General features: G+C 33.4%; 25 protein-coding genes. 3 read left to right on the forward strand and 22 right to left on the reverse strand.

Annotated features, from left to right (window positions below; all coding sequences use genetic code 11):
- Window positions 1-82: 82 nt before the first annotated feature.
- The 9 genes from ACZM4J_RS05525 to ACZM4J_RS05565 all read right to left on the reverse strand — a co-directional run bounded on the left by ACZM4J_RS05525 (window position 83) and on the right by ACZM4J_RS05565 (window position 7,913).
- On the reverse strand, window positions 83-727 hold the full coding sequence (locus tag ACZM4J_RS05525; protein WP_428245152.1) for a TraX family protein: 645 nt from the start codon (window positions 725-727) through the stop codon (window positions 83-85).
- Entirely contained in the window at window positions 728-1,549 is an 822-nt protein-coding gene (locus ACZM4J_RS05530; RefSeq protein ID WP_489485744.1) for a hypothetical protein, read from the reverse strand.
- Between the two features lie 15 nt (window positions 1,550-1,564).
- The gene (locus ACZM4J_RS05535) at window positions 1,565-2,404 is read right to left on the reverse strand and encodes a S8 family peptidase (protein WP_302630539.1); all 840 of its coding nucleotides are present in this window, start codon (window positions 2,402-2,404) and stop codon (window positions 1,565-1,567) included.
- Between the two features lie 207 nt (window positions 2,405-2,611).
- Window positions 2,612-4,033, reverse strand: a complete 1,422-nt coding sequence (locus ACZM4J_RS05540; protein ID WP_302630538.1) for a MobA/MobL family protein — start codon at window positions 4,031-4,033, stop codon at window positions 2,612-2,614.
- A 257-nt stretch (window positions 4,034-4,290) separates the two neighbouring features.
- Complete coding sequence (locus ACZM4J_RS05545; RefSeq protein WP_117908223.1) at window positions 4,291-4,536, reverse strand: complexin-2; 246 nt, start codon at window positions 4,534-4,536, stop codon at window positions 4,291-4,293.
- Between the two features lie 251 nt (window positions 4,537-4,787).
- Window positions 4,788-6,188, reverse strand: a complete 1,401-nt coding sequence (locus ACZM4J_RS05550; RefSeq protein WP_428245150.1) for a virulence-associated E family protein — start codon at window positions 6,186-6,188, stop codon at window positions 4,788-4,790.
- A gap of 119 nt (window positions 6,189-6,307) precedes the next feature.
- Window positions 6,308-6,640, reverse strand: a complete 333-nt coding sequence (locus ACZM4J_RS05555; protein ID WP_302630535.1) for a plasmid mobilization protein — start codon at window positions 6,638-6,640, stop codon at window positions 6,308-6,310.
- Window positions 6,624-7,715: a site-specific integrase gene (locus ACZM4J_RS05560; RefSeq protein ID WP_302630534.1), complete on the reverse strand. Its 1,092-nt coding sequence runs from the start codon at window positions 7,713-7,715 to the stop codon at window positions 6,624-6,626. Before ACZM4J_RS05560 ends, ACZM4J_RS05555 begins: the two co-directional genes overlap by 17 nt.
- Window positions 7,716-7,727: 12 nt before the next feature.
- Window positions 7,728-7,913: a helix-turn-helix domain-containing protein gene (locus ACZM4J_RS05565; RefSeq protein ID WP_428245149.1), complete on the reverse strand. Its 186-nt coding sequence runs from the start codon at window positions 7,911-7,913 to the stop codon at window positions 7,728-7,730.
- A gap of 202 nt (window positions 7,914-8,115) precedes the next feature.
- Between ACZM4J_RS05565 and ACZM4J_RS05570 the strand changes: the two genes are divergently transcribed.
- Together ACZM4J_RS05570 and ACZM4J_RS05575 are read left to right on the forward strand one after the other, a co-directional pair.
- Window positions 8,116-8,727: a helix-turn-helix domain-containing protein gene (locus tag ACZM4J_RS05570; RefSeq protein WP_302630533.1), complete on the forward strand. Its 612-nt coding sequence runs from the start codon at window positions 8,116-8,118 to the stop codon at window positions 8,725-8,727.
- A gap of 31 nt (window positions 8,728-8,758) precedes the next feature.
- Window positions 8,759-9,418: a hypothetical protein gene (locus tag ACZM4J_RS05575; protein WP_302630532.1), complete on the forward strand. Its 660-nt coding sequence runs from the start codon at window positions 8,759-8,761 to the stop codon at window positions 9,416-9,418.
- A 535-nt stretch (window positions 9,419-9,953) separates the two neighbouring features.
- Here ACZM4J_RS05575 and ACZM4J_RS05580 read toward each other — a convergent pair.
- The 9 genes from ACZM4J_RS05580 to ACZM4J_RS05620 all read right to left on the reverse strand — a co-directional run bounded on the left by ACZM4J_RS05580 (window position 9,954) and on the right by ACZM4J_RS05620 (window position 20,158).
- A complete protein-coding gene (locus ACZM4J_RS05580; RefSeq protein WP_040447230.1) occupies window positions 9,954-10,367 on the reverse strand; it encodes a hypothetical protein in 414 nt (137 codons plus the stop codon).
- 78 nt (window positions 10,368-10,445) lie between these two features.
- Window positions 10,446-15,200 (reverse strand): RHS repeat-associated core domain-containing protein, encoded by a 4,755-nt coding sequence (locus tag ACZM4J_RS05585; protein ID WP_489485748.1) that lies wholly within the window; start codon window positions 15,198-15,200, stop codon window positions 10,446-10,448.
- Between the two features lie 20 nt (window positions 15,201-15,220).
- Window positions 15,221-15,397, reverse strand: a complete 177-nt coding sequence (locus ACZM4J_RS05590; RefSeq protein WP_178062412.1) for a hypothetical protein — start codon at window positions 15,395-15,397, stop codon at window positions 15,221-15,223.
- Window positions 15,398-15,402: 5 nt separating this feature from the next.
- Entirely contained in the window at window positions 15,403-16,635 is a 1,233-nt protein-coding gene (locus ACZM4J_RS05595; protein WP_489485750.1) for a plasmid recombination protein, read from the reverse strand.
- Between the two features lie 434 nt (window positions 16,636-17,069).
- Window positions 17,070-17,315 (reverse strand): complexin-2, encoded by a 246-nt coding sequence (locus ACZM4J_RS05600; protein WP_299119360.1) that lies wholly within the window; start codon window positions 17,313-17,315, stop codon window positions 17,070-17,072.
- A 111-nt stretch (window positions 17,316-17,426) separates the two neighbouring features.
- Window positions 17,427-18,545, reverse strand: coding sequence for an AAA family ATPase (locus ACZM4J_RS05605; protein ID WP_489485752.1), 1,119 nt, complete (start codon window positions 18,543-18,545; stop codon window positions 17,427-17,429).
- Window positions 18,538-18,867: a plasmid mobilization protein gene (locus ACZM4J_RS05610; protein ID WP_489485753.1), complete on the reverse strand. Its 330-nt coding sequence runs from the start codon at window positions 18,865-18,867 to the stop codon at window positions 18,538-18,540. Before ACZM4J_RS05610 ends, ACZM4J_RS05605 begins: the two co-directional genes overlap by 8 nt.
- A gap of 5 nt (window positions 18,868-18,872) precedes the next feature.
- Window positions 18,873-19,949, reverse strand: coding sequence for a site-specific integrase (locus tag ACZM4J_RS05615; RefSeq protein ID WP_302623909.1), 1,077 nt, complete (start codon window positions 19,947-19,949; stop codon window positions 18,873-18,875).
- 29 nt (window positions 19,950-19,978) lie between these two features.
- Entirely contained in the window at window positions 19,979-20,158 is a 180-nt protein-coding gene (locus tag ACZM4J_RS05620) for a helix-turn-helix domain-containing protein (RefSeq protein WP_021952314.1), read from the reverse strand.
- A 210-nt stretch (window positions 20,159-20,368) separates the two neighbouring features.
- Between ACZM4J_RS05620 and ACZM4J_RS05625 the strand changes: the two genes are divergently transcribed.
- Window positions 20,369-20,830 carry a helix-turn-helix domain-containing protein gene (locus ACZM4J_RS05625; RefSeq protein WP_021952313.1) on the forward strand — a complete coding sequence of 154 codons (462 nt, stop codon included), beginning with the start codon at window positions 20,369-20,371 and terminating at the stop codon, window positions 20,828-20,830.
- Window positions 20,831-21,038: 208 nt separating this feature from the next.
- On the opposite strand, the gene ACZM4J_RS05630 is transcribed toward ACZM4J_RS05625, so the two are convergent.
- The 4 genes from ACZM4J_RS05630 to ACZM4J_RS05645 form a co-directional block, all read right to left on the reverse strand.
- Window positions 21,039-21,299: a hypothetical protein gene (locus ACZM4J_RS05630; RefSeq protein ID WP_489485754.1), complete on the reverse strand. Its 261-nt coding sequence runs from the start codon at window positions 21,297-21,299 to the stop codon at window positions 21,039-21,041.
- 67 nt (window positions 21,300-21,366) lie between these two features.
- Entirely contained in the window at window positions 21,367-23,133 is a 1,767-nt protein-coding gene (locus ACZM4J_RS05635; RefSeq protein ID WP_489485755.1) for a UvrD-helicase domain-containing protein, read from the reverse strand.
- Complete coding sequence (locus ACZM4J_RS05640; protein WP_489485756.1) at window positions 23,133-24,848, reverse strand: ATP-dependent nuclease; 1,716 nt, start codon at window positions 24,846-24,848, stop codon at window positions 23,133-23,135. Before ACZM4J_RS05640 ends, ACZM4J_RS05635 begins: the two co-directional genes overlap by 1 nt.
- A gap of 116 nt (window positions 24,849-24,964) precedes the next feature.
- Window positions 24,965-25,402 carry a very short patch repair endonuclease gene (locus ACZM4J_RS05645; RefSeq protein ID WP_475686668.1) on the reverse strand — a complete coding sequence of 146 codons (438 nt, stop codon included), beginning with the start codon at window positions 25,400-25,402 and terminating at the stop codon, window positions 24,965-24,967.
- Between the last annotated feature and the right edge of the window lie 52 nt (window positions 25,403-25,454).

A 25,454-nucleotide genomic window follows, 5' to 3' on the forward strand; every position in this document is an offset into this window, starting at 1 on the left:
CTTTAATGTGTTTTTTCGATATGATTATTAATACCACAATTTTTGTTACAACAATTTGCTACTCAATACTTTTGTTGATTTTTTATGATAAAGTTACTTCTTTTAAAACTAATAATATTATTAAGTGTATTGGATATATCAAATAATTAACATATCTTATTCTCCAACTAATTTTTGTATATCTAGGGCTTTTATTTTGAACAAAAGCAATAAACATTAATGCAATCAAAGAAACATACTGTACCATAGAAATTCCAAATATGTAACAAGATATTGCTAAAACAATTATCTGAGATACAACAATATCTTTCATCGGTCTATTGCTAAAATAATAAAACGCAAAAATTACACAAATTCCATATACTCCATAATCAAAGCCTATAACCATAGCTATCACAAAAACACTCATTATCAGAAAATATCTCTTAGTTCTTAAAATATTACTCTCATAAATAATTATTACTAATAGTCCTGCTGATAAAGTAAAACATATATTTAATTCGTGCGATATAAGACTATAATAGACCCACTGCGACATAATTGCCGATATCAAAATTCTCAATAAATATTTCTTTTTATTACTTGTTCTTTTGGCTCCAACAGCAAGCAAATACGCATAAATAACAAAAGATATTCTACCAATTATTCTAAAAATCAAATCATGTGGGTAAAAAATTATACCCACATGATCAATAATCATTGTTAGTATAGCAATAAATTCTAGCATTTAAATAAACCAGCAGTGTGCATGTGATTGCACTTTATTCTTTATCATCGGATGATAATGATAATAATTTTTTCCTTCACCCGAATGTTTTTGCTTTGACGATACTTTTTTTATAGGACTAGCAGATTTACATGCATCATATGCATATCCCGAACTAATTGCAAACACATTTCCTCCTACTGCTAAATATCGTGCAGCTGCTGATTTTGAGCTTAGTTTTGGTCCAATATACACATCATCACCGTAACTTAAATATGCCATATAATAATGAACTTTTGGTTGCTTTCGGCTCAATGTACGAGCAACACTTTTTGCTGCATAATACACAATTCCCGCTACAACAACAGATGCAACAATAGATAACAAGGCCTCCAATAAAGCTTCTAGGGCCCATCCAAGTCCTACTCCAATTACCATGGCAGCCTGTGCAACCACTTCTGTTTGATATACAGACACAGCATCCGAATCATCTTCTGTATTTACAGCCTCGGCTACAATGCAATCATTTGTCGTGTCTTTTACTTCAACATCATATTCTTTCTCTTCTGGTATTCCCACTCCAACTCCCAACACAGTTGTAGGATATTCTTTTTCTAGTAATGTAAAATCTCCATCTTCTTTATCCAAAGACAAAGTATATGTAACACCATCAATGTCTGTGGACACAACTGCCTCATTATCATTGTTTGCGACAATATCTATGGTATGTCCATCAACCTCCACTGTCTTATTATCTGAAGCATATGCCCTCGAATAAGATAGATTTGTTACTAAACAAACTACCATTACACAACATATAATCATTTTTAATTTCTTCTTCATTCTCTTTCAAGCCTCCTAAATTACCAATAATTTTTTTATAATATTTACATCATAGTTTTCTTTATTTGCCTTGTACTCAGACACTATTAACGCCACACATCCTGTCACATATGCAGTGGCTACCGAATTTCCATTAACTTTTTCATACCCCCCTTCCCTATTCGTTGTTACAATGTCATATCCAGGTGCATAGCAAATCTCTTCTTTAATGTAAATTTTGTCAACTTTTTTCTCTGCTTTTACCCCTATAACATTCTCGTATTGAGCGGGATAACTGCTTCTATTCTTTTTGTTATCATAACTTGCTACTACAAAAATTCCTTTTTTTATTGCTTCACTAATTGCTTTTTCCAAATTTTTATCATTTTTTTTAGTTGAAAAACTAACGTTAATTATATCTATGTTCTCTTTAATGCACCAATATATTGCATCAACGACATCAGATATCTTCCCCTTGCCCATATCATCTAACACAATTAATGGGTATATTTCCGCATTAGGTGCGACTCCACAAATTCCTATGTTGTTATCACAAGCACCAATTATTCCCGTAATCCACGTTCCGTGTCCATACTTATCACTAATCTTTTCCTGATTATTAATAAAATCATAGCCTGATTTTATATTGCCTGAAAAATCTCGATGGTTTAAATTTACTCCACTATCTAGGATTGCAATTTTAACTTTTTCTCCGCCATTATTATATTTGTCAAATAGGGTAATATTTGTTTCATTTGAAACTTGAGTGAATTTTAATATATTAAGACATTCAATAAAATAATAGTAACCAGTTGCACTAGAAAGCAATACAATTATCATTAAGAAAATAACTATTTTATATACTCTTTTTTTCATCTTCTTCCCCCTCATTTGCCTTTAATATCTTAAGGAAATATTTTTTGTATAAAAACTTATCAAATCTACCATAGCTTATTCTACATAAATTAGTCAAGTTCTCAATATGGATTGTTAAATTGTTAAATTGTTAAATATTTTAAATATACTTAGCATTTACACAACAAGTTTGTATATATTTTGTTTTCTATAAATAACAAAATACAATTATTTATGTTTAAAATTATCTTTTGTATATTTTTTATTTTCTTTTTCACCTTCCATAAATGCCTTCACCTCTACTTCCAGCATTTCTTTAGCATCCTCTGCCCTGTCAACAGAGTTTTTATACGCATCCATTTCCATTCTCATTCGATTAAATTTTCTTATAACCTCATCCACACTGTCACCATTTAATTTTTTCAACAATCTGCTCTCTAAACTCCTTGCCTTTTTCTCCTGCTTTTCCAACTGTACAATTTCATCCTTTAACTTTTTCTTTCCTCCAAATATCCTGTGTTCTTTTCGGTCCATTTGGTATTTTGCCTCTCTTATTGCCATATGCACTCTGTTTAATACTCTATGATTTTCCAATAATTCATCTACCTTTTTTGCATATTGCTTGTACTCCTTAACCGGTTGTGGTGGCTTTGGTGCAATTGCTCCTCTAAATATCTTAATCAGTCCCTTTAAACAATCACACGCCATTCCAACAGCCTTTTCAAAAACTCCGGCAAATATTCCTACACCTGCACTTTCCCTTGATGACTTGTTTTTCCTTAATCCACCAACTGTCTTTGTTTCCGTCTTTCCAAATTTATTTACATTCTTAAGTATCTTTTCCTCTTTAATGGTTCTGATGTGTTTTCTTGGAACCTGATAAAACAGTGCTTCATCAACTGTACTGTTCCACCTCATTCTCACCTGATTGTTTCTTCTTATCTGCTCTGCTTTTGGATTATTCTTTCCAATCTTTTTTGTTGGCAGATAAATATCTTTATTGTTAAACACCTGCAGTTTGTCCTTATCATTTAAGAATGAATTAATGTGCTCAGTGTACAGTGTTTTCACACCCTTTAGAAATGACCTTGCCTTAAACTCCACTTTCTTTTTTGAAAATCTGTTGTACTCATAAACCTGACCTTTTCTTATGATGTTACAGCCTTTTCTCACATTCCCACTATCATCCAGTATCTCCTTTTTGGTCCTTACATGCTTTCCTGTTTCGTCATAAAACATGTTTCTTGTGGCAATTTTCTTTATGTCGTTTTTTAATTCCTCTCTTTCCGAAAATATCAAATGAATGTGTAAGTTTGTTTTTGTCTTGTTGTGATGCATTGCTGCAATGCAGTTTACTCCGTAAGTTCTTCTAAACAGCTCAGTAAAATCTTTCAATACTTTCTGTTTGTCCGTGTTGCAGAATGGTTCAGGCAATGCAATAATCAGTTCTCTTGATTCGATACACTTTCCGGCACTTCCGCTTTTCTTAAATTCCAATCTATTACACCTTGCAAGTTCATGCCAAAATGTATCGTCTGTTGTATTGTAAACTGCGTACAGATTTTCCTGCCTTTTGGGATTTGTAATGTAATCTATGCGCCCCTTTAAATTGCCTAACTTGCTTATCTGAATAAATGAATTTCTTGCCATATGTTTGTTCCTCCTATTCTTTAAATCTTTATGTTTAAGTAAAATAAAAAGCCCCCTGCAAGGGCGAAATGCAAACCCTTAAGAGCATAAAATCGTAAGATTTTGTGCGATGGGTGTATTTCGCTCTCAATCGCCGAGGGCTAATCCTCTTTTCTTTTTCCTTTAGTTTTTCCGTTGCTACCGCATATATTATTTCCGACTTGTCTGCTCTACCACCTGCAAGTGCCACTTGCAGGTCATTAACATTAAGCAGAAATTTACCAACGGAAATCCTCCGGGATTTTCTTTCTGTCAAGATAATCTTTTCTTGCATTTTCTCTTTCCTCTACCGATTCGGCAGTCTTGCTTTCTGTATAAATGTTTCTCAAAATCATCTTATCCATCTTATCTTTAAGACCTGCCTTAATCAGTTCCGTTTCGTCCTCACGACCATATATAAAATACTGATAAATCATCCTAAATAAGTCCTCATCTATTTTTATCTGTTTAACCTTTTCAACCATACAAATCTCCTTCCGTAAATTGAAAATGTAAATCGGCTTTAAAAAACTTTATTTTTTAATTTTATTTAGCCAATTTACAATTTACGATTTACAAATTTCAAAACATCCCATAAATAAAGGGATTGAAGCCATCTAGATGTAAATTGGCTCTTTTTTTTACGTCATTTCCAATTTACAACTCCATCATTCTGATTTACAAACCAGCCAATTTACATAACAAATTTACATTTTTAAAAGTAAATGACATGATGTCACTTACTTTTTCCTGTCATTTTATTAGATTCAGTTTTAAGATTTTCCAATGTTTCCTGCTTAAAAGGAATGTCCTCATCCCTCTCTATTTTCTCAAAACCCTTTGACTCTTTTCTCTTCCATGCAAGTTGGGTTCCATATCCTTCCTTAATGAATCTGTGACTTTTCACCTCTTCCCACTGCTCTGCGAATTTAAGCCTCATGATACTCGTAATCTCTCTGGATTCGTACTGTTTTGGCTTGCAGTTTTCATGGTGCAGCGCTCTCTCATAAATCATCTGAACGCACACAAACTCCTCATCCGTCATTTCAAGAAACATTTCAATGATGCCCACAAGAGTATCCTGTGGCATACATTCCTTCTGAAATTCAATAAGTTTCTTTTCCAAATCCTTATTAAATACAAGCTTTGTGTCAATGCCCTTTTTATACATGCTCATAATTTCAGCCCAACACTGCTCTATATATGCCCTTGTTTCTTCCTCATTCTCTAGTGGATGATGCAACGCTTTTTCCTTATTTACCATTACCGGTACAAATCTTCTGTTACCTGTACGGTCAAACGGCAGGAAGTCAGCATTATTGGAAGAACCCACAAATATGCACTGTCTTGGTCTGTCCTCAGGATGGGTTTCATAAGGTACCTTGTAAGTTTCACTCTGACGACTTAAAAATGACTTAATGTCCTCAACGCTTCTTGCGTTACAGGTTGCAAGCATTTCCGCCATTTCAATAATCCAATGTCCCTGAATCTTACGAAACACGTTGTCATCATCAAGTTTTCTTAAATCATCCGAAAACCACTCATTTTCCATTGCAAGAAGTCTTAAGAAACTTGACTTTCCTGCACCCTGCCCGCCTACCAGGCAAACCATGTATTCAAACTTGCACCCGGGATTGTAAACCCTGTGCACCGCTCCCATCATCATTATTCTTGTTGCTTCAAATATGTAATCACTTTCATCTGTTCCAAGGTATCTCGGTAACAGATATCTAAGCCTTGATTTTCCGTCCCACTCCAGACTTTCCAGCCTGTCTATAATAGGATGATAATGGTTATTGTTGCCTACAATGTCAATTGCACGCTTAATGTTTTTATCTCTTGTAATACCGTAGAACTTCTCCATTCTAAGCATTATGTTGTTAAAATCCGTGTCGGTAAAAGTCTTTGAACGTCTTCTCCAGTCCATCTTCTTAACAATGTCTGTCTTACAGGAAAGTTCATTACGCCTTATTGCATCCTTTAACATTGGGTCATTATTTAAAACCTCAATTACATTTTCAATGGTTTGTCTCGGACTTCCATCAGGACGTTTTTTTAGACTATCTCTTATAGCCTCGATTTCTTTATTGTCTGTGTCCTCCACATTGGAGGATATATTTATTGCTGTGTTATTCATTTTTCCTCCGTTATTTAAAAATTTTGTTGTTATTGGAGGTAACCCCTGCTATAATTTAATTGGTGATAAAAGTAGCGGGGACAACCTCCTTGTTACCTTGTAAGTCTTAAGCTTATTGCTTAGGGCTTTTTTCTTTCTTCAAATCCATCTAATATATCCAACATTGTTCTAATTGGGACAAATACCTCTTCATCAATTTTTCCACCAGCCTCAATCCTCTTTAACTGTGCTATTATTTCTTGGAGATATTTTCTGAAACTAAGCATCATTAGCGGATTTCCCACAGTTCTTATTTTGGTATAAAGTAATGATTGAACAATAAATTCCTGCTTTGTCTGAAATCCACTTAGTTTTGCCCTCATATTTATTTCTTCGTTTTCTTCTGGTGACACCCTAAAGGCAACTGTTACATTTCTCCATCTGCCTTTTGCATCATTATTCTTCGCACTCATCTAATAAAGCCTCTCTTTCTGCATCCATAGTTTTTGCCATATCTGTTTGTACAGTTGGAAATAGATGTGCATATTTATAAGTGATGTCTACAGCCTCGTGACCTAGTCTGTCGGCTATGGCAAGTGCTGTATAGCCTTTGTTAATCAAATATGATACATGGGAATGTCTTAAATCATGTATTCTTATTCTTTTAACTCCTGCAGCTTTTGAGCCTCTTATCATTTCATGGCGAAAATAGCTTTTTGAATTTTGAAATATTCTGTCATTTTCTTTGATGCCATATATACTTGCCAAATATTCCTTAATTTCTTCTGCCAAAAATTCAGGAATTACTATATCCCTTATGCTTTTAGGTGTCTTTGGGTCCGTTACAATATCTTTACCTTTAACTTTTTTATATGACTTTGTTATTTTCAAAACATTGTTTTCAAAATCAAAATCTTTCGGTGTTAAGGCAAGAAGTTCACCAATTCTAAGCCCACACCAATAAAGTATTTCAAATCCATAAAATGATTGTGGTTTATCTGTTACCTGTTCAATAAATTTCTGGTATTCCTTTTGCGTCCAGAAATCAACATTTCTATCTCTTGCACTGCCCATGTTCCCAGCCTTGCTTGCGACATTCCATTTAAGCCCATAATATCTGACTGCATGGTTAAGCATTGCACTTAGCTGATTATGAATTGTTCCAAGATATGATTTTGAAAAACTCTTACCATTTTGAGTTGTTAAGCTCTGAATTTCTCTTTGCCACTCAAAAATGTCCGTTACCTTTAATTCATTTATTTTTCTCTTGCCAAGATAAGGAAGAATTTTTGTTAAAATTATGTACTCCTTTTCTTCCCAAGTGTTTGGTCTTACCTTATGACTTACATCTCTTTTATATAATTCAAAGAAATCTTCAATGGTCATATCCAGGTCCTGGTGGTCTTGCAGTTTGAAATGTCTTTCCCAATCGAGAGCTTCAGATTTTGTTCTGAAGCCTCTTTTGGTTTTCTGTTTTCGCTCACCTTTATAATTTTTGTAATAACACCTAACTTCCCATTTATCTGTTTTGGGATTCTTAAAAACCATTTATTTCACCTCCTATTTAGTCTTAATTCCATAGATTCGTTCTTCAAAATACTGTCTGCTAAGTCTCTCCTGAACAGTTACAAACCCCTGCTCTTTAAGTTCATTATTAAGTTTTCTAATAATCTTATAAGCCATAGCCTCTGAAACTCCCATTTCCTTTGCTACATCGCTTGCTCTAACAAAAAGTGTATCTGCCATAATATCACCTCCTACCTATTTAAATTTCATTACTTTGCACAGTACATTTATGAACTGTGTTATACTCATTTTATCAGTTCACTTTTGTACTGTCAAGTAAAATATTTCACTTCTGAACTGTTTCGTATTCTTTATATTTCACAAATGAACTGTTTATGATATAATAAAATCAGTTATAAAATGATATGGAAGGATATGTTTTATGGAAAAAAATAAAAGAGAATTTTCTTTAAATGCTAAAAATCTTGCCTCAGCAAATTTAGGACAAAAGATTAGATTTTACAGACAAATTGCCGGCATGACACAAAAAGAATTGGGAACTGCCTGTGATGTAAATGAATCAACTATAAGAAATTATGAACTTGGAAATCGCTATCCGGATTCAGACACTATATTTGAGATTTCAAATGCTTTGGAGATTTCTCCATATGTGCTTGCAACTCCTGATCCTATTTCAGCTGCAAGTTCTCTACAATACTTATTCAGTATGGAAAAAACTTTGGATTTGACTCCAACAACTATAGATGGAAAAGTTTATTTAGAGGTATCTTCTGACATAGACGTAAACGATGCTACTATTGCTCCTCTTTCAAATCTTAAAAGAATGTTTAACCATTGGGCAACAATGTATGAGAAATTTATCAATGAAGAAATTGACGAGGAAACCTACCTATTATGGCAGGCAAAGTATTTAAGCTTTGGAAACGATTCAGCTGACTTCTTATTGGATGCAGAAAACGAAACAGCTATTGAAGTAGACAAGAATATCTCTGATGCAAAGAAGAGATTTAGGAAAGCTAATTTGAAGGATTAAATTTATATGTTTATTTAAGAGAGATGATAAAATGGAAAAAAATATCAACGAATATATCAATAAATTTATTGATAGTTACCATAACGATAAAAACGGAAGATATAGATCATATGATCACTGTAGAGAAAGTTTCTTAAAATATAAAAATGATGAAACCATGTACAATTATATAACATTAAATTTATATGCCTACCTAGCTAGTTGGGGTATGCTACGAAATTCTTTTTTAATGCAAAAAGATTATTTATTTAGTAAGCCTGTTGTCAAAATACTTTGTAAGGATAAATATTCAAATTTAATAAGTTTTAATCCTTTTAAAGAGAATATTATCACAGATCTTGAAACTATAATGAGTTTAAGAGATGAAATAAAAGAGTACTATATGGGTCAAACTTATATAGAAGATGGTACTAACAAAACAAAAACAATTTCCAATGTAACAGATACATTAATTACTAAAATCATATTAGGAACTCTTGGATGCGTTCCAGCATATGACCAATATTTTGTAAAAGCGCTACGTCGGAACAAAATAAATGGGGTTTTCAATTTAAATAGTATGAAGCAAATAATTCAATACGCCAAAGACAACAAAGAGGAAATCGAAAAAGCTTGTAATAAACTTGGTAATTTGTACACCCCTATGAAAATTATAGATATGTATTTCTGGGAAGTTGGAATTGAAAAATAGAATATTGGTATTTCAGTCATAACCAACCCTGCGGTGTCACTGCAGGGTCTTTTTATTTTATAAAGGAAAAATATGTAATTTTATCAGTTCATAAATGTACGCTTTTGAACGTTTTTTATAAAAAATAGCAAAAAATATTGTCATTTTATTGTCACTCTAAAAAAGAAAAAACCTACAAACCCTTTATTTATGGGGTTTGTAGGCATATAGAATTTATTTTTGCATTATTCAAACTCGGCTTGCACCGAGTTAAGCTTAAACATATTTGTTTAGGTTTCGTGTGCTTTTATCTGTTAATTTACCTATATTATATTATTTGTATTATCCTTCTGATTTCGTGTTGCCATAGTGTTGCCACGGAAGTATTATAACATAAGTCAGATTTTATTTCATTAAGTTATTTTAACGCCTATAAAAAATACGTTTCAAATTTAATGAACTATCATTCTTCATAATGACATTTTATACACAATACTTTATTTTTTAGTGCTAGTGCATAAAATAATCTAATTGCAAATCAATAATTTTCATTACACTATATATTATAATGTATATAGTACAATATATGACTATTTACGTCATATAAAAATACACTGTAATTATCATTATTTGACCCTGCTCTCAGGCTATAATAGTCTCCTTCATTTATATTATCTGTTTCAAAGTCATACTTATTGCTATCCTCCATACTTTCATAAGGGAACTTATCAAAATAACTCTTTATATCATCTATATTTTCTTTTGTTACAATAGAATAATAACTGTTCTCCTCAAATTTTTTATCCTCGCTTTCCTTATAGAAATATTTGCAATAATCTATATAATCTTGAAATCCATCACTGTAATATTCTTCACAGTTACTATACCCTTCAATAATCTCATTACTTTTGGAACTGCATGCACTCAGTAATATCATACACAATATAATACATAATATATTTCTCCTCATACATATCTCCTCTCTATCGCACCTTCACTTGTTGCTTGGTAGTATAAATAGTAATGAAAGTATTATTTCACACTATTCTTATACAATATTAAATCTTGAACTATGCACATCGTTATATTTTATGTTTACTTTATATGGTTTCAATTCTCCACACTTTTGCAAATAATAACCTACATTGTTTGCAATACCAGCAAAACTAGACCAACTTCTTACTTCTGTAAAATCATAAACGTCACTCACATTAATTTCTGTTTTCCATATATTACCTTTCTGCTTTACCGCATGAACAACTACTTTCACATGTTGTAATGAATAATATAAATCTCTATCACCAGTAAATTCATATGAGTTCTTTACAATATAAACATTTGTATATCCTTTTTTTTGTAACAACTTCAAACAATTAGACACATATTTTGTAAATGCAAATGATTTTTTCATTTTCTTAATAGCAATTTTCTTTGTTTTATCTGATAATCCTTTTCCTCTACCATATAACGCATGCTTAAACATCGCCTTTGCTAAATTGTAACCTTTATAAGTTAAAAATGTACTTGCTGCTAACCATACCGCCCCTTTTAAAATTTTTAATGGCATCTTAGGATTAACTACAATCAATCTTCCATCTTTATCAATACATGTACAAGGATTATTTGCACAATATACATATATATTAGCATAAAATATATTTCCATTATTTAGTTCTTCTAAACTAGTGTCATCTGCATTTAAAAATCTTCCTATCTCTGAATCATAGTATCTGTTTTGTAGATAATAAAATTTGCTCTCATCATCCTGATAATAGCTACGATAAGTGATATGATTTAATGCATACGGTGTCTCATAGCCCTCATAGCACATCTTGCTTGTCACATTTCCCCATGCATCATAAGCATACTTTGCAATTTCTGCCCCTCTAGAATCAAGTAAACCAATGACATCTCCTTGGAGATTCTTTTCATAATATATTCTTATTTTCTTCAAATTATTATCCATACTGGATATTTCAGAATACTCAAAGCCTGCCACTTGATTATTTGCATCAAAGAAATACCACACATCATACTTCTTTCCTGTTACTTTATAAGTAACAATTTCTCTTATCAGCCTATTCTCATCCCATTCATAATCTGTTGATATTTTTTCTGTTTCCTTATGAGTTCTGAAACCGTCCTTATTATATGTATATATTACTTCCGAATTATCATCTAGCGTAATTTTTTCTAACTGTCTTCCATTTTCCCATTGGAATTGCATTCCATTCCAATAAGTGATAGGATTTCCAACCTCATCGTACGTAATACTATTTCCATCATAAGATGTCAGTTGATCAGGCCATTGTACATTCTCATATTCTGAGTACCTCACACTTCCTTGTTTAGATGTCTTACTTCCACTTTCATCAAGTAGATATGTCCAATCTGCCTGAATATTTCCCGTCGTATTATAAATATACTCATGGCATTGATTTATCATATAATCCTTCTGTTCTGTCAGTCTTCCATGAGCATCGTAGCTATACTCATACAACTTATTTCCACTCTCTTTAATACTTATAATGTTCCCGGATAAATCATAATTATATTCATATGACTTGTCTTCTTTATATATATCCACATTAAACGTGGTTTTTGTATTCGATACTTCTTTTGCATCAATTTTTAAGATGTTCTTTTTATAAAGTTTTGAATACAAGCTTGTTGAAGCACTTTTTTCATCATCCATTGTTTCTGTAATATATTTATCCCCATTAAATAATGTATTAGATATAATTGACTTACCCTCATCTGATGCATCCATCTTGTAAACAGATGTATATGTTGCGTTACTATTTTTTAAATTTTTATATGTATAAGCTGTGCTTATTGTTGATACACTTCCATCCGCATTCTCTGATGTTGATACTTCTTTTACAAACCCATCATTCCGTGTAATCTTTGTTGTCTTATCATTATAACTGTAATTATATGTAATCTCTCTTGAAGCATCAGTACTATCCGTCATTTTAAGTACTTTTCCCTCATTATTATACTCTACAACGTAACTTACATCATTACTTCCATTATAATAAATTTCATCTTTTGCAGCCACGGATATTATATCCTCTTTTTTCCTTTTATAGGTTGTAGTTTTTGTTTTGATACATTGCCCATTTCCATAAGTAGTGTTGTTTTCTTTTACATCTATAATGTCACCATCTTGAATGTCTGATGTATTTCCATCTTCCCCAGCATTATTCATTATTATACTTTTCCCATATTTTATCAGGCTGTTATTCCCTACTTTCAGTTCTGTCATTTCACCATCTTCATAGGTCATTGTATACTTTGTGGACTGATCACAGATGAATATTACATTTCCATCCATATCAAAAGTATAAGTAATACAGATAGTTTTCGTACCTTTTGGATCAAAATTTTCATCATACGACTCAATAATTGCTGTATTGTTTCCTTTTTCATCATAGAAATATTTCATTATTTTATTTAATGATGTGTCTCCATAATCAATTGTTTTCTGTCTAATATTTCCACGATATATATTTGTAATATATGTAGTTGTTGCTCCACCTTCTGTCTCGGAAAATTCTTTGTCATATAACCCCTTATGAACCTGTGCTGTAGCTGCTTCTGTCTGTTTTGTATGTCCTGCGGTTTTCCTCGGACTAATATCACCTTTATCACTTGTACCGTCAAAATCTGAATCCTTTAACCACGGATCTGTTCCTTTCTGATACTCTGTAATGTCACTCCATCCATCTCCATCACTGTCTTTATTCTCTTCATTTGCTACTGTTGGGTCTGTTCCTAAAGTAAATACCTCATATCCATCTGGAAATCCGTCATCATCGCTATCTAAATCATATATTTTATTATACTCTGTACTATCACTTGTTTCCGTATTCCATAAAGTTTTAAAATCCCAAATTTCATAACCATCTTCTAACCCATCGCTATCTGTGTCTATCGTTGTTTGCTCATAACTAACTGTGTTTTCTTGTCCGTCTTCGTTAATTTCCTCCATTTTTCTTAAGGTTACAATGTTTGAAACCTTTACCGTACCGTCTGAATATAATATAGCTGCTCTAATGTCTATGCATTCATCCACGTTGGATGCATTTATTTCTGCCTTTTCTGAAATGTCTGTTCCCTTATACTTTGCGCTAAATTTTAATGCATTATCTTTTCTTGTAAATATCTTGTATCCTGTTACCGATACCCCTTCCTTAAGTTTATTATCATCTTCTATGGAAGTAATAATGCTGTTACTCTGTTTATCATATTTAGCACTTATGTTTATGGAAGCATCATATGGTTCAAAATCTCTGTATGTTAAATAGATTGACATGTGTCTTGATTCACTGTTCTTTCCATTTTCGTCCTGTATGTAATGTGCTTCAGGGCCATAAAACAATGCTGCTCCGCCTTTTTTTGCCGTAAACACCAGTCCGTTGTTTTCTATCTGTTCATCGGCTATATCCTGCACCCATTTCGTTATGTCAAGGCAATGTCTTGTGCCCTCAACTCCCGTAAACTTTTCTTCAAGAAGTACTTCTTCAGAAGCCCCCGGTTTATTGTTCCACGTGATTGTATCAGGATTCCATGAGTCCTTTGCCGTACGAAGCTCCAGTGTTCCCACCTTATACGGCGCACGGTAACTGCTTTCATACAGATTTAATGATGCAGATTCAATGTATTTTCCCCTTATGTTCAGTCCACTGCCCACCAACGCACTTCCTGTTAACAGATTTGAAGTATCCAAATATACATGTTCCTCTGAATTGTATGGATAACTTGATATCATGTTGTTCATGGCACCCAGATAATGATTATGCATGTTCACATTTTGCTGAAAATCAACAGACCAAACTGATGCAGTAGTTAGGTAGTCAAACATCCATACCATTGTAGGATCGATTGTAACCGGATACTTTGTGGCTTCGTTTTCAAAATAATCATTACTTACAATTACTTTTAATGCTTCATTTTCACCATCTTTTTCTAATTTGTATTCTACACTTTTGTAATCTTCTTTTCCGTCTGCATCAACTAAGAATGGGGCTTCTATTGTTCCTATGATTTTATTGGTATTTTTGTCATACACCAACAGACCTTTATCATTTTCCTGTTTTTTCAAATAGAGATTCTTTGTTTCAATTTTATATTCAAATATATTTGTTTCAGGCTTTTCATTTAGTACAATATTCTCTTTCACGCCACAGTTGTTTACGGAATATTGATATTCCATGTTTTTTGATTCCGATATATATTTTAATTCATTTGATTCCTCATTTTTTATGCATTCAAACTCATTATTTTCATTTGATTGAGATGTATTTTTATCATCTTTGTTTATGTCATCATTTTCTTCTTCGATAACAGGTGTCATCTTTAAAATGTACTTCCCATGGCTTAACATTATGCCGTCTTCAATGTCATCTGAAAAATATGCCTTGTTATCACTGGATTTGTTTACATATTTGTATGAAGATTTGTCACCCGAACCATAGGTACTTATAGACTTTTTTCCTTTTTTTCCAATGTCAACAATTTCATTTTCATAATCTTTCAATTGTCCGTCTTTTTCATATCTGATGTTTGATAAGAATATTTCTGTTTTCTTAGATCCGTCAGACAACAGATACGTGTTTGAATTTTCTGTCCGCTCATCTGTCAGTTCCTTGACTACTGTTACCTTGTTATCATCTGATTTTTGTGAATTCTTGCCATCATTAACGGAATTGGCTAACGCATTAATTCCCGAACCTGTTCCAATTATCGCTATTGTTAATGCAAGCGACACCATTTTTTTGCTTATGTTTCTTATTCTCATACTACCTCTGTTACTCCTTCCTAAATAATTAGCAGTAAATTTCCGTACAATAAGAATAATCTTCCTGCATTAATTATCCTTACCCATCCTTCTCTTCCATCATAACATGTTTTTCCAATATGCACACTAACAAAAATCTTTTGTAACATTTTTATTTTGATTTTACTATTGTTTGTATTTACTCCACTGTATTTCACTTGTTTTATCTCTGTCTGTGTCTTGTTTTTTCGTTGTCTTTGCCCATTTCAATTACCTTATTGTAATCCTCCCTCTTCAGGAATTTCTTAAAATATCCAAGTTTTTTCCTGTCATCATACAGTCCGTCAATCTCTTTTTCCTGCTCATCAATGCTTTCTCTTAGCCTGCTATTTTGTTCCCTTAGCATTTCATTTACTTCAAGCTGTTCATTATATTTTTCTGTCAGTTCCTTAAGTTTTGCAAAACATCCCTTTGCAAAATTAACTACATTTTTAAATGCTTCATACATTTTATCTATAAATGGAACGACAACCTTTTCCCGATAATTCTTGGCAGACATGATTCCCTTTGGATTATCCGGTCCTTTTCTAACCATGGTTTCAAGTTTTTTCACATTTTTTCCTAAGTCAGCCACATTTTCAACTATTTTTAATTCCTCATACATGTCTGCTAATTCTTTTTCAGCCACTATCTGCTTAATCATCGTTTCCTTAAGTTCCTGTTCAGATTCAGCATTTTCCCTGGCTAACTGATTTGCTTTTTTTGTTTCTGCCAGAGTTTTATATTCTGCAACTTGTAAATCATTATTTCTGCCTTTTTCTTTTCCTTTCAGGAACTCTCCAATCCATGTGAATGACCTGTCCTCTGCATATTCTCTTATTCTGCCCTGCAGTACTTTTTCAAGAAATTCCTTTGTACAAACTTTTCTCTTTGACACTTGCCTTGACATTCCCTTTTTAAATCCGTCAGCTACGGGAACTGCCACCACGTGCATGTGTGGACTTGCCTCATCATAATGTATTACTGCATTTGCCACAACAAGATTTGGTGCTTCCTTCTGTAACATATTAAGCATTTCCTTAAATGCAACATCCATCTTTCTTCTCTTGTCAGGGTTCTTATCCCAGAACTCCTTGTCTCCTATCTGAAAAATAAGTTCCACTGCCATGTCCTTGTTTGACTTTGCTGTCTTTTCAAAATAATCATCAATCTTTCTGTCATCCCTTGTCTGCTTTTTGTTGTATTCCCTGACTGCTTCGTCAAACTGTTCCTTATATACTTTTTTTACATCCTGCACTAATTTATCCGTACCCCATAAAATTACAATGTTCTCCTTATCGTATTCCAAGGAGCGGTACTTTCGTAAATTGTGCTTTGCAACACCTGAGAGTTTCGCCTTGCTGTTAATGGCACTGTTCTTCTGACTCAGGTGTGCTGAATATGATAATCCTGCCATAATCTCACTCCTTTTTTTCTTTTATTGTTTTGATACGTGCGGTGACACCTGCACGTTGTTAGTCTTTAGTAGTCTGCCCGAGGCTGTTGAAAACGGGTGGTTCTTATCAATTTGGCTCTGCCATAATTGATAACCCCCTAGCAGTTCTGTCATAGACACAACTGCGGGGGCTCTGCCGAGGGCTTATATAGCTGCTATCAATGCTTTACTCATAACCTGTCAAATGGCATTTAGTGGTTGCTGTAATTGTAATGGCAGCTATATTATGTTTAACCTCGGGACTCCGGGTCCCGCGGTTCTTAGTGACATGATGTCACTAACTTTTAACTGTAACCAATCCTTTTTGGTTCTCCCTGATTATTCTTTAACCTGCAAGTGTCACTTGCAGGTATTGATATTATCAACAGGAACTCTATTTATGTTGCAAGCTGTTACTACCATCTAAAGTCCCGGTGCATTCCAACGGCTTCAAGATATTTCTGTCTGTACTCTTCCCTCTCTTCTTTTGTAGGTGCCATTTTACTTTTTGTGTAATCCTCGTGCCTTGACATCTTGCTTAGTTTTTCTTCCAACTCAGAAATTATAAGATTATTAATTTCTTCATTATTTTTCATGTCTAATACATGATACTTAATCAAAGCCATCATTAATTCATTGCTTATCATTCTGTTTTTGCTCATTTTTAAACCTCACTGTTTTGTAATCAATCTTGTTCCGTGACGATGCGTGACGGTTGTGACGATGATTTACGTGCCATAAAACATCGTCACCATCGACACCATCGTCACGCTTTACTCTTTTTCATATTCCAATGTTATGATTCTGCCATCGTGACAACGCTTATTGTCATATCTGATGCCATAATCCTCATACAGCCTTCCTGCCTTAATGTTCAACTGTCTGGTCAGCTGATTCGGAACTAAATTAATCTCCTGTATCTTATCCATCAGTTCACTTGCCGTTCCCTGAAAACATCCTGCTTCCATCAGATATGTATTAACAGCAGAAAGTACTTTATCTTCCGGCTCTTTCCACAGCTCTGTTTCAGCCTTTTCAAATTTCCACAAACACAACTCAGGTTCAAACTTAAGATAAAGTTTCTGGTCCTGTTGGTCTCTTCCTGTTATGTCAACGGTAGCCTTTAGGTCAGTTCTTTTTTCCTTCTGCATGATGAAAGCTCCGTCAGCTGCACCAAGCAGTCCGTTTGTTCCCGATATCATTTCAAAGGCATCTGATGAATCCATCTTTCTTGTGTGATGAACCACCAGAATGCAAATGTTATGTTCATCAGCAAAGTGTTTTAGCTTTGTAATGATGTCATAATCGTTTGCGTAACTGAATTTGTCTCCACTTATTTCCTTGATTTTCTGAAGTGTGTCAATTATTACAAGTCTTGTATCAGCATGCGCCACAAGAAACTCTTTAAGCTGTTCTTCCAGACCTTCATTGAGATTTTTGGAACGTGTGGCGAAGTAAAAATGCTCTGCCACATCAATTCCAAACATTCTTGAAAGTCTCTGTTGAAGTCTTGCATAATCATCTTCCAATGCCAGATACAGCACTGTTCCCTGATTGGTCTTATGCCCCCAAAGGTCAATTCCTACACTTACACAGAAACCTATTTCAGCCATTAAGAACGACTTTCCAACCTTTGGTGCACCGACAAACAGATACACTCCGTTGTAAATCAGATCCTCAACCAAAGGTTTCTTAATCGGATATACCGTGTCATAAAGTTCTTCCATTGATACTGTTTCCAGATTTTCACCCACCGGGGTACCGGTGGATTGCAAATTGCGAACACAATTATTATCTGTTATACTGTTACTGTGTTTGGTAACACTTGGTGACTGCCCGTTATCTGCGCCAACAGATACGTTAAGGGTAGTCACTGTTGTTTTATTATTCATTATTCTTATCCTCCTTCATTCCGTTCATGGTAACACCGATTAGTTCAATTACCTCTAACAAAACATCATCAACCTCACCTGCACCTGTAATTCTTTTTAACTCCTCATACACGTCATTAAGTCTGTTTTTTAAGGCAATGTAAACCTTTGGATTTCCATTTACCACAATTTCCTTTTCACACAGCCTGCGGATAATGTATTCCTGCTTTGTCAGTCCTGACAGGGCAACCCTGTCATCAATGATTCTTGCCTCTTCCTCAGAAACCCTGAAGGCTACTATCTTCTTTCTCCAACGACCGTGACTGTCCAATGATTTTTCCATTATTCCTAACTCCTTTCCTCTTCAAGTTTTCTTGCCATTTCATCCTGCTTGTTTGGATACATGTGGGCATATTTGTAAGTAATGCTGATTGCTTCATGCCCTACCCTTTCAGCTATGTCAAGTGCTGAAAATCCTCTGTCCATAAGCAGTGAAATGTGTGAATGTCTAAGGGCGTGTATGTTGATTCTCTTAATTCCTGCCTTCTTGGAACCTCTTGTTATTTCGTGTCCAAGATACCCTTTTGACTTAAAGAAAAGTCTCTGGTCAGGTTTCAGGTCATAAAAGCATTTCATGTAATCCTTAATCTCATCTGCCAGAAACTGTGGAATCTTCACCACCCTGTTACTCTTTTTTGTCTTTGGAGAAGTAATGATTTCACGTCCCTTTACCTTCTGATAATTCTTGTTAATTCTCATTGTGTTATTTTCAAAATCAAAATCTGCCGGAGTAAGTGCCAGTAGTTCTCCTTCCCTGACACCTGTCCAGTACAATACTTCAAATGCATAAAACGATAATGGCTTGTCCATGACTGCTTCCGAAAACTTCAGGTATTCTTCCTTTGTCCAGATTTCCACTTCCTTTTCAACGTCATTTTTCATTGTCCCGACTATTGCCGCAGGATTTGTGGATAGCCCATAATATCTTTTTGCGAAATTAAATATTGCGCTAAGCTGTGCGTGAATTGTTCTTAGGTAACCTGATGAATAAGGCTCTCCCTTTTCATTCCTGTAATTAAGCAGTTCATTCTGCCACTCCATTACATCCTTTGGTTTAATCTCATCCATTCTTCTGTCCTTAAAGTAAGGAAGGATTTTGTCTCTTACCACATATGATTTTGTCTCAAAGGTGGTTTCCTTTACCCTTGCCTTCTTGTCTCTTTCGTAGATTTCATAAAAACTTCCAAATGTCATGTTCAATTGTCCGTTTTCGGCTTTCTTCTTATTTTCAAGCCAAAACTCCGCTTCTCTTTTTGTGTTGAAGCCTCTTTTCTGTGTCTGTCTTCTTTTTCCGGTAAAGTCAGTATAGCGATAAACAGCTCTCCATTTTTTCTTATTATTTGCCATGTAAGAATAAACGCTCATGTTCATCACCTTCCTTTTATAAATATTTTCTAATCACCGCTGTACATTACTTTTTTTCTGAAATAAGAAGTACAGACACGTCCTGCTACCGTGATGATGCCTTTTTCTTCCAGTTCCTTATTAAGCTGTCTTACAATCTTGTAAGCCTTGGACTTTGAAACAGAAAGTTCTTCTGCAACATCGTCGACTGTCATAAAGTTCTTTTCCATGATTTTTTCCTCCTTCATTATATTTCTTAAACATATTTGTTTAAGATAATGTGCATTATATTAAACTTTTTAGTTTAAGTCAATAGAAAAATTAACTTTTTTTGTTTAAGTTTTTCTTGATATACATTTTTACCTATGTTATACTGACATTAGCGAATTTGTTTAAGTTATCCCGCATTGGGAATTTTTATGTTAAATTGGAGGTTTGTTATGGCAATTGGTGAAAGAATTAGAACTTTTCGCAAGCGTAAAGGTTTAACTCAAAAGGAATTGGGAGTTCAGTTAGGTTTTAAGGAAAGTACTGCTGATATCCGCATGGCTCAATATGAAGCAGAGAAACGTGTTCCCAAGGATGATTTGATTGAAACTCTTTCTTCCATTTTGGAAGTTTCTCCTGCGGCCATTAATGTTCCTGACATTGATACTCATGTGGGAATTATGCAGCTTCTGTTCACTCTTGAAGATATTTATGGTATATCCGTCAGACAGGAAGGAAGTCATGTTACCCTTGATTTAGGTGCCATCCACGACGCTTTAGGTCATGAGGCAAAGTCCTGGGCAAAGATGAAGTCCAAGCTTGATACCGGAGAAATCTCCAAGGAAGAATACGATAATTGGAGATACAACTATCCGGCTAATACTCACGGATATCATAAACTAATTGATTTATAAAAGAGCATAAAAAAACCTTACTGACTCCTCAAAATCAGTAAGGTTTTTTCATTTATACATATGGGTAAATTGTTTTAGTGTTGCCATATCGTTGCCACGATATAATCACTACCTCTCACAATGCCCATAAATAAAGGCATTGTGGGATTGTAGTGTCTATTCAAACTCGCAGAGTCTGGTTTGATTTTGGTTATTTCAATGCATTTATCTATACTTTTTCGTATTGATAACTCATATCTTTTCCACACGTTATTTTTCGTTTCACATATTTTAGTACCAATCCAGTACCATTGCATTTTTTCATTATTGTGTGTAGTTCCGGTGGCTTGCAAGTTCGTTTACTATTCGTAGAATAAATTTCTTCCGGTTTGCTTATCCACCTATGGGAATTATAAGCTCCAACCAACATTTCCGCAAGAAAAAGTTTTGTGGTACTAATGGCTGTACCAGCTTCATTTAACTTTTCCACACTTTGCTCATAAATATATGACCAAAGCAGAAACAATATACATAACTTCTTTTAACCATCTAATTTATTATAAAATTATATCTTCCCAAGTATAATCAACAAGTGAAAGTCCTTGAAGCTCTACAAGGCAACTTTTTTGTTTAGCATAACCCCATTGATTTAATCCTGTATTAACTGTTAAGAATACATTTTTCTTAGCTCTAGTTACAGCAACATAAAATACGCTAATCTCCTCCTTAAATGCCTTTTCCATTGAAATTCCAAATGAAAATTGGCAATAATCAAACCCATTATCACAACTATAATCATTCCTACAAGGTCCACACATATGTCCTGTAGGGAATGCATAAGCATTCATCCTCGGAATAATAACATATTCCCACTCTAATCCTTTAGAAGCATGTATTGTTGTTAAAACCACTTTTTCTTCTATGTATTCCATCATATGTTTTAAACCTTTGCCACCTAAGATGAAATCAATATTTTCGTATCTATCTTTTGATGTTCCTTCCCACTTCTTTGATTCTTCAAAAAGCACTTCCAGCAATTTATACATAGCGTCATATACAAATTTTCTTCTATCATTAGAATAAATTTCATTTTTCCTTTGACTAACTGCTTCTAGACAACTTTGCAAGTCTCTTTGAAGGGCTTTTCCAGAGCCACCTGTCGCATTATGAAATTCATCAATCGCAACTTCATAAAACTTTAGAAATTCAACATCTGTATCTCTGAACAAAGCATTAAAATACACTATTCCTTTCCTTTTTAATTTCACTGCTATTGATTCGCCTTGATTACCTGCACGCACTAATACAGCAACTTTATCATTTGAATTAGCAATTATCTTTTCAATTCCCTCGACAATAAAATTGTCTTCTTCTGTATCATTACTAAGCTGTTTCAAATTAATAGAAGCTGTAAATTCTGAAGGAGCATACGAGTTACCATAAGATCTGATTAGCTTATCTAATTCCTTCATACTATCATTGGTTCTAAATCTATAATTATTACAGAATTTTATTTCCTTAATAGGATACTTTTCTTTATATTTTTCAAATATCCCATTGACGGCTCCCAAAAATCCATAAATCTTTTGTATATCATCACCTAAGAAAATTACAGTATTATCTCCTATCAATTTATTTACAAGCCAATATCCCAGCATATTTGTATCTTGAAATTCATCAATGATAACCATTTGATAATATTCCTTGTAAAAACTTGATACCTGTCCTTTTCTAAGTAACCTTATTGCAGAAACTAATAATCCATTATATGTAATAATATGATTCGGAATAAGTTTTGTATTCAAAACATTCCAATAATCATCAATTACATTTCTCATCTCTTCTTCATCAGAAGCCTTCAATGCGTCGTCCAATGCTTTTAATTTATCGCTGTCAGAACTTGTAATGTGATTATTAAGAACATCATTTCCCTCATCCACTATAATAAAGTCACCTAAATGAATAAATTCTGGATTAATAGAATAGCCATGTTTATACAATAGCTTCATTGCAAAGTTATGATAATTAGCCACATCTACTTTTGAAATATATTGTTCGCTATTCTCAACAAGTTCTGGCAATAATGATTTTAAAGAATCTTTTATCTTCATTGCCGCATTAACACTAAATGTCATTGCAAGCACTTTTTTATTTGATGATATATTTCCTTTTCCCAGCTCCCATGCAATTTTACTAACCATTGCCGTAGTTTTTCCACAACCAGCAGGTGCTGTTACAATTATTTTCTTTTTTTCTGAGAAAATAAACTCCAAATGTTCATTGTCCCCGGAATGTTTATCTCTGATAATATCCTCCAGTCCCATTATTTCACCTCTTTTTTCAATTTTTTTATAACTTTTTGAAATGATTCAGGAACCGTTGTAACACATTCAGCCAATAATGATGCCTTAGATGCATTTTTTGTCTTTCTTAATTCAACTAATTCATTAGACTTTATATCATGTATTATCTGTTGTTGCAAAGTATCATCAATTGTACATCTCTCTGGGTCTGCTATATATGAAGAAACATTCAAAACAATTCCATATGGTCGTAAAATTCTAACAAATGCACTTATTTTTCCTATACAATTATTATATTTCATATAATCTATAAGCGTAAAATTGTCGTAAACATCCTCTTCAAAATCATCTCCTTTTGTGAAGAAGACATCTGCCATATGAGCATACTTATCTTTTTTGTCTTTATCAATTATGGCAATAGCTTTTATTTTGAATTCATTATATAACTTCATGCAATTTTCAACGCTATCTGCTCCATCTAATTTTACTACACCAATACCTTTTTCGTCGAAATCAAAATTCATTCTTTTAGCAAAGACAGGCATAGCACCATTTTCTGTATCTCCTTCAACAAAAACAATACATCTACTAAACATTGCTTCTTTTAAATACAAAAAACTACGCAATAAATGTTTATATAATGTATCATCAAGCGTTAAGTTGCTTCCAGATATAATTTCAATCTCTTGCCCTGTTGAATGATAAATTCTAATAAACTGCTTGTAATTATTCAATAAAATATTCGGTGAATGCGTCGCAATAAAAATCTGTCCAACAAGTCCATCAATATCAAATAATTCATTTAGTAAGTTCACAAATATCTGATTTTCATTTTTCATCAATGCGTCAATTTTTTTAATAAGACTTCTTTGCCTGTAAGGATGTTGGTGTATTTCTGGCTCATCTAATATAAGAAACAGCGGAAATAATTTTTTCCCATTCTTTTCTATAAGTCTCTCTGTAAAATCTTCTGCTTTCCTTGTTGTTTTTACATTATGTATAATTTCAATAATCTGTAATAAAATATTAAATGCATACTGAATGCCTTCCCCAAGTTCATTTAATTCTCTTCCATTCTCATCTCCAAGTCCTAACATCCTACAAACAATTTTATCTGCCTCTGTATCAAGATATGCACTAACCTTATCTCCTGTAATAGAATTAAGACTTTCTATCTGCTTATTTACATCACTTAATATCCCTTTTAATTTTGTCTTCTTCAATATATCCTTTTCTTCTATCCCTGATGATTCTAAACTATGCTGGATCAAATAATTAAGAACTTTTCCAGAACCGCTTGTTTTTCTAAAATCAACTTCTTTAGAAGGCATACGTTGGGCATAATAATATAAAATATTCATTTTTCTAATTACTGCCGAATTAATTTTCGTTTGAACAGGAGTATCATGATAATAGCTAATTCTTTCATCCACAGAATCTTGCTTTGCAATTAAAGTAATTGCATTACTATTATCAATATCAAAATTATCTTCAAAAAATCCAACCTCATCCTCATCATATTCAATTTTTATTTTCACAAGTATAGGTTGCAAAATATCCTTGAAATCTGACTCTGCAAACTTTCCTGTACACAAAAAAATATGTATCAGCTCTAGTATGTTTGTTTTTCCTATATTATTTTCTCCAATCAGAAAATTTATTGTCTTATCAAATTTAATTGTTCGCCCCGAAAGGTTTCTATAATTTTCAATTTCTAAAATCTCACTAATGTACATACATACACCTCTCCCTTCATTACTAATATTTCTCGCTTGTCCTCAAAGCAATCCTGTAAGATAACTTTCAAAATTATTTCTTCCTAAAACATTTTTAAAGCTCTATTATTCGCCATCTACTCTTCAAATTCTATACTATCAAAGATTGTCTCTTCCACAACCTTCACACACTCATCCGTATGTTTCTTTATATCTTCACCCCAGAACCGGATTACAGTCCAGCCCTCAAAGTCCAATTTCTTATTTATCTCATCATCCCGCTCTTTATTGCGGGATATCTTGTTAATCCAGTACTTACTATTGTTACTCTTTTCAAGTCTCTTTTTTAAAGTATCCCAGTCTTTTCCATGAAAAAATTCTCCATCACAAAAAATAGCTATCTTATACTTTGTCAGCACGATATCTGGACTTCCCGGAAGTTTTTTATAATTCTTGCGATACCGATACCCTTTGTTCCATAAAGCCTTTCTTAATATAACTTCTATTTTTGTATCCTTCCCATGAATATTTTTCATATTTTTATGCCGCTGCTCTTTTGTTAAATCATCTGCCACAAAATCACCTCAACAATCTGTTTTCCCCCAACTTTTCCAGTTCTTTTCTCAT

The sequence above is a fragment of the Eubacterium sp. genome (assembly GCF_057858645.1).

Coding starts and splice junctions, on each gene's coding strand:
- ACZM4J_RS05525 (WP_428245152.1), bottom strand. CDS start 727: ATGCTAGAATTTATTGCTATACTAACAATGATTATTGATCATGTGGGT.
- ACZM4J_RS05530 (WP_489485744.1), bottom strand. CDS start 1,549: ATGAAGAAGAAATTAAAAATGATTATATGTTGTGTAATGGTAGTTTGT.
- ACZM4J_RS05535 (WP_302630539.1), bottom strand. CDS start 2,404: ATGAAAAAAAGAGTATATAAAATAGTTATTTTCTTAATGATAATTGTA.
- ACZM4J_RS05540 (WP_302630538.1), bottom strand. CDS start 4,033: ATGGCAAGAAATTCATTTATTCAGATAAGCAAGTTAGGCAATTTAAAG.
- ACZM4J_RS05545 (WP_117908223.1), bottom strand. CDS start 4,536: ATGGTTGAAAAGGTTAAACAGATAAAAATAGATGAGGACTTATTTAGG.
- ACZM4J_RS05550 (WP_428245150.1), bottom strand. CDS start 6,188: ATGAATAACACAGCAATAAATATATCCTCCAATGTGGAGGACACAGAC.
- ACZM4J_RS05555 (WP_302630535.1), bottom strand. CDS start 6,640: ATGAGTGCGAAGAATAATGATGCAAAAGGCAGATGGAGAAATGTAACA.
- ACZM4J_RS05560 (WP_302630534.1), bottom strand. CDS start 7,715: ATGGTTTTTAAGAATCCCAAAACAGATAAATGGGAAGTTAGGTGTTAT.
- ACZM4J_RS05565 (WP_428245149.1), bottom strand. CDS start 7,913: ATGGCAGATACACTTTTTGTTAGAGCAAGCGATGTAGCAAAGGAAATG.
- ACZM4J_RS05570 (WP_302630533.1), top strand. CDS start 8,116: ATGGAAAAAAATAAAAGAGAATTTTCTTTAAATGCTAAAAATCTTGCC.
- ACZM4J_RS05575 (WP_302630532.1), top strand. CDS start 8,759: ATGGAAAAAAATATCAACGAATATATCAATAAATTTATTGATAGTTAC.
- ACZM4J_RS05580 (WP_040447230.1), bottom strand. CDS start 10,367: ATGAGGAGAAATATATTATGTATTATATTGTGTATGATATTACTGAGT.
- ACZM4J_RS05585 (WP_489485748.1), bottom strand. CDS start 15,200: ATGAGAATAAGAAACATAAGCAAAAAAATGGTGTCGCTTGCATTAACA.
- ACZM4J_RS05595 (WP_489485750.1), bottom strand. CDS start 16,635: ATGGCAGGATTATCATATTCAGCACACCTGAGTCAGAAGAACAGTGCC.
- ACZM4J_RS05600 (WP_299119360.1), bottom strand. CDS start 17,315: ATGAGCAAAAACAGAATGATAAGCAATGAATTAATGATGGCTTTGATT.
- ACZM4J_RS05605 (WP_489485752.1), bottom strand. CDS start 18,545: ATGAATAATAAAACAACAGTGACTACCCTTAACGTATCTGTTGGCGCA.
- ACZM4J_RS05610 (WP_489485753.1), bottom strand. CDS start 18,867: ATGGAAAAATCATTGGACAGTCACGGTCGTTGGAGAAAGAAGATAGTA.
- ACZM4J_RS05615 (WP_302623909.1), bottom strand. CDS start 19,949: ATGAGCGTTTATTCTTACATGGCAAATAATAAGAAAAAATGGAGAGCT.
- ACZM4J_RS05620 (WP_021952314.1), bottom strand. CDS start 20,158: ATGGAAAAGAACTTTATGACAGTCGACGATGTTGCAGAAGAACTTTCT.
- ACZM4J_RS05625 (WP_021952313.1), top strand. CDS start 20,369: ATGGCAATTGGTGAAAGAATTAGAACTTTTCGCAAGCGTAAAGGTTTA.
- ACZM4J_RS05635 (WP_489485755.1), bottom strand. CDS start 23,133: ATGGGACTGGAGGATATTATCAGAGATAAACATTCCGGGGACAATGAA.
- ACZM4J_RS05640 (WP_489485756.1), bottom strand. CDS start 24,848: ATGTACATTAGTGAGATTTTAGAAATTGAAAATTATAGAAACCTTTCG.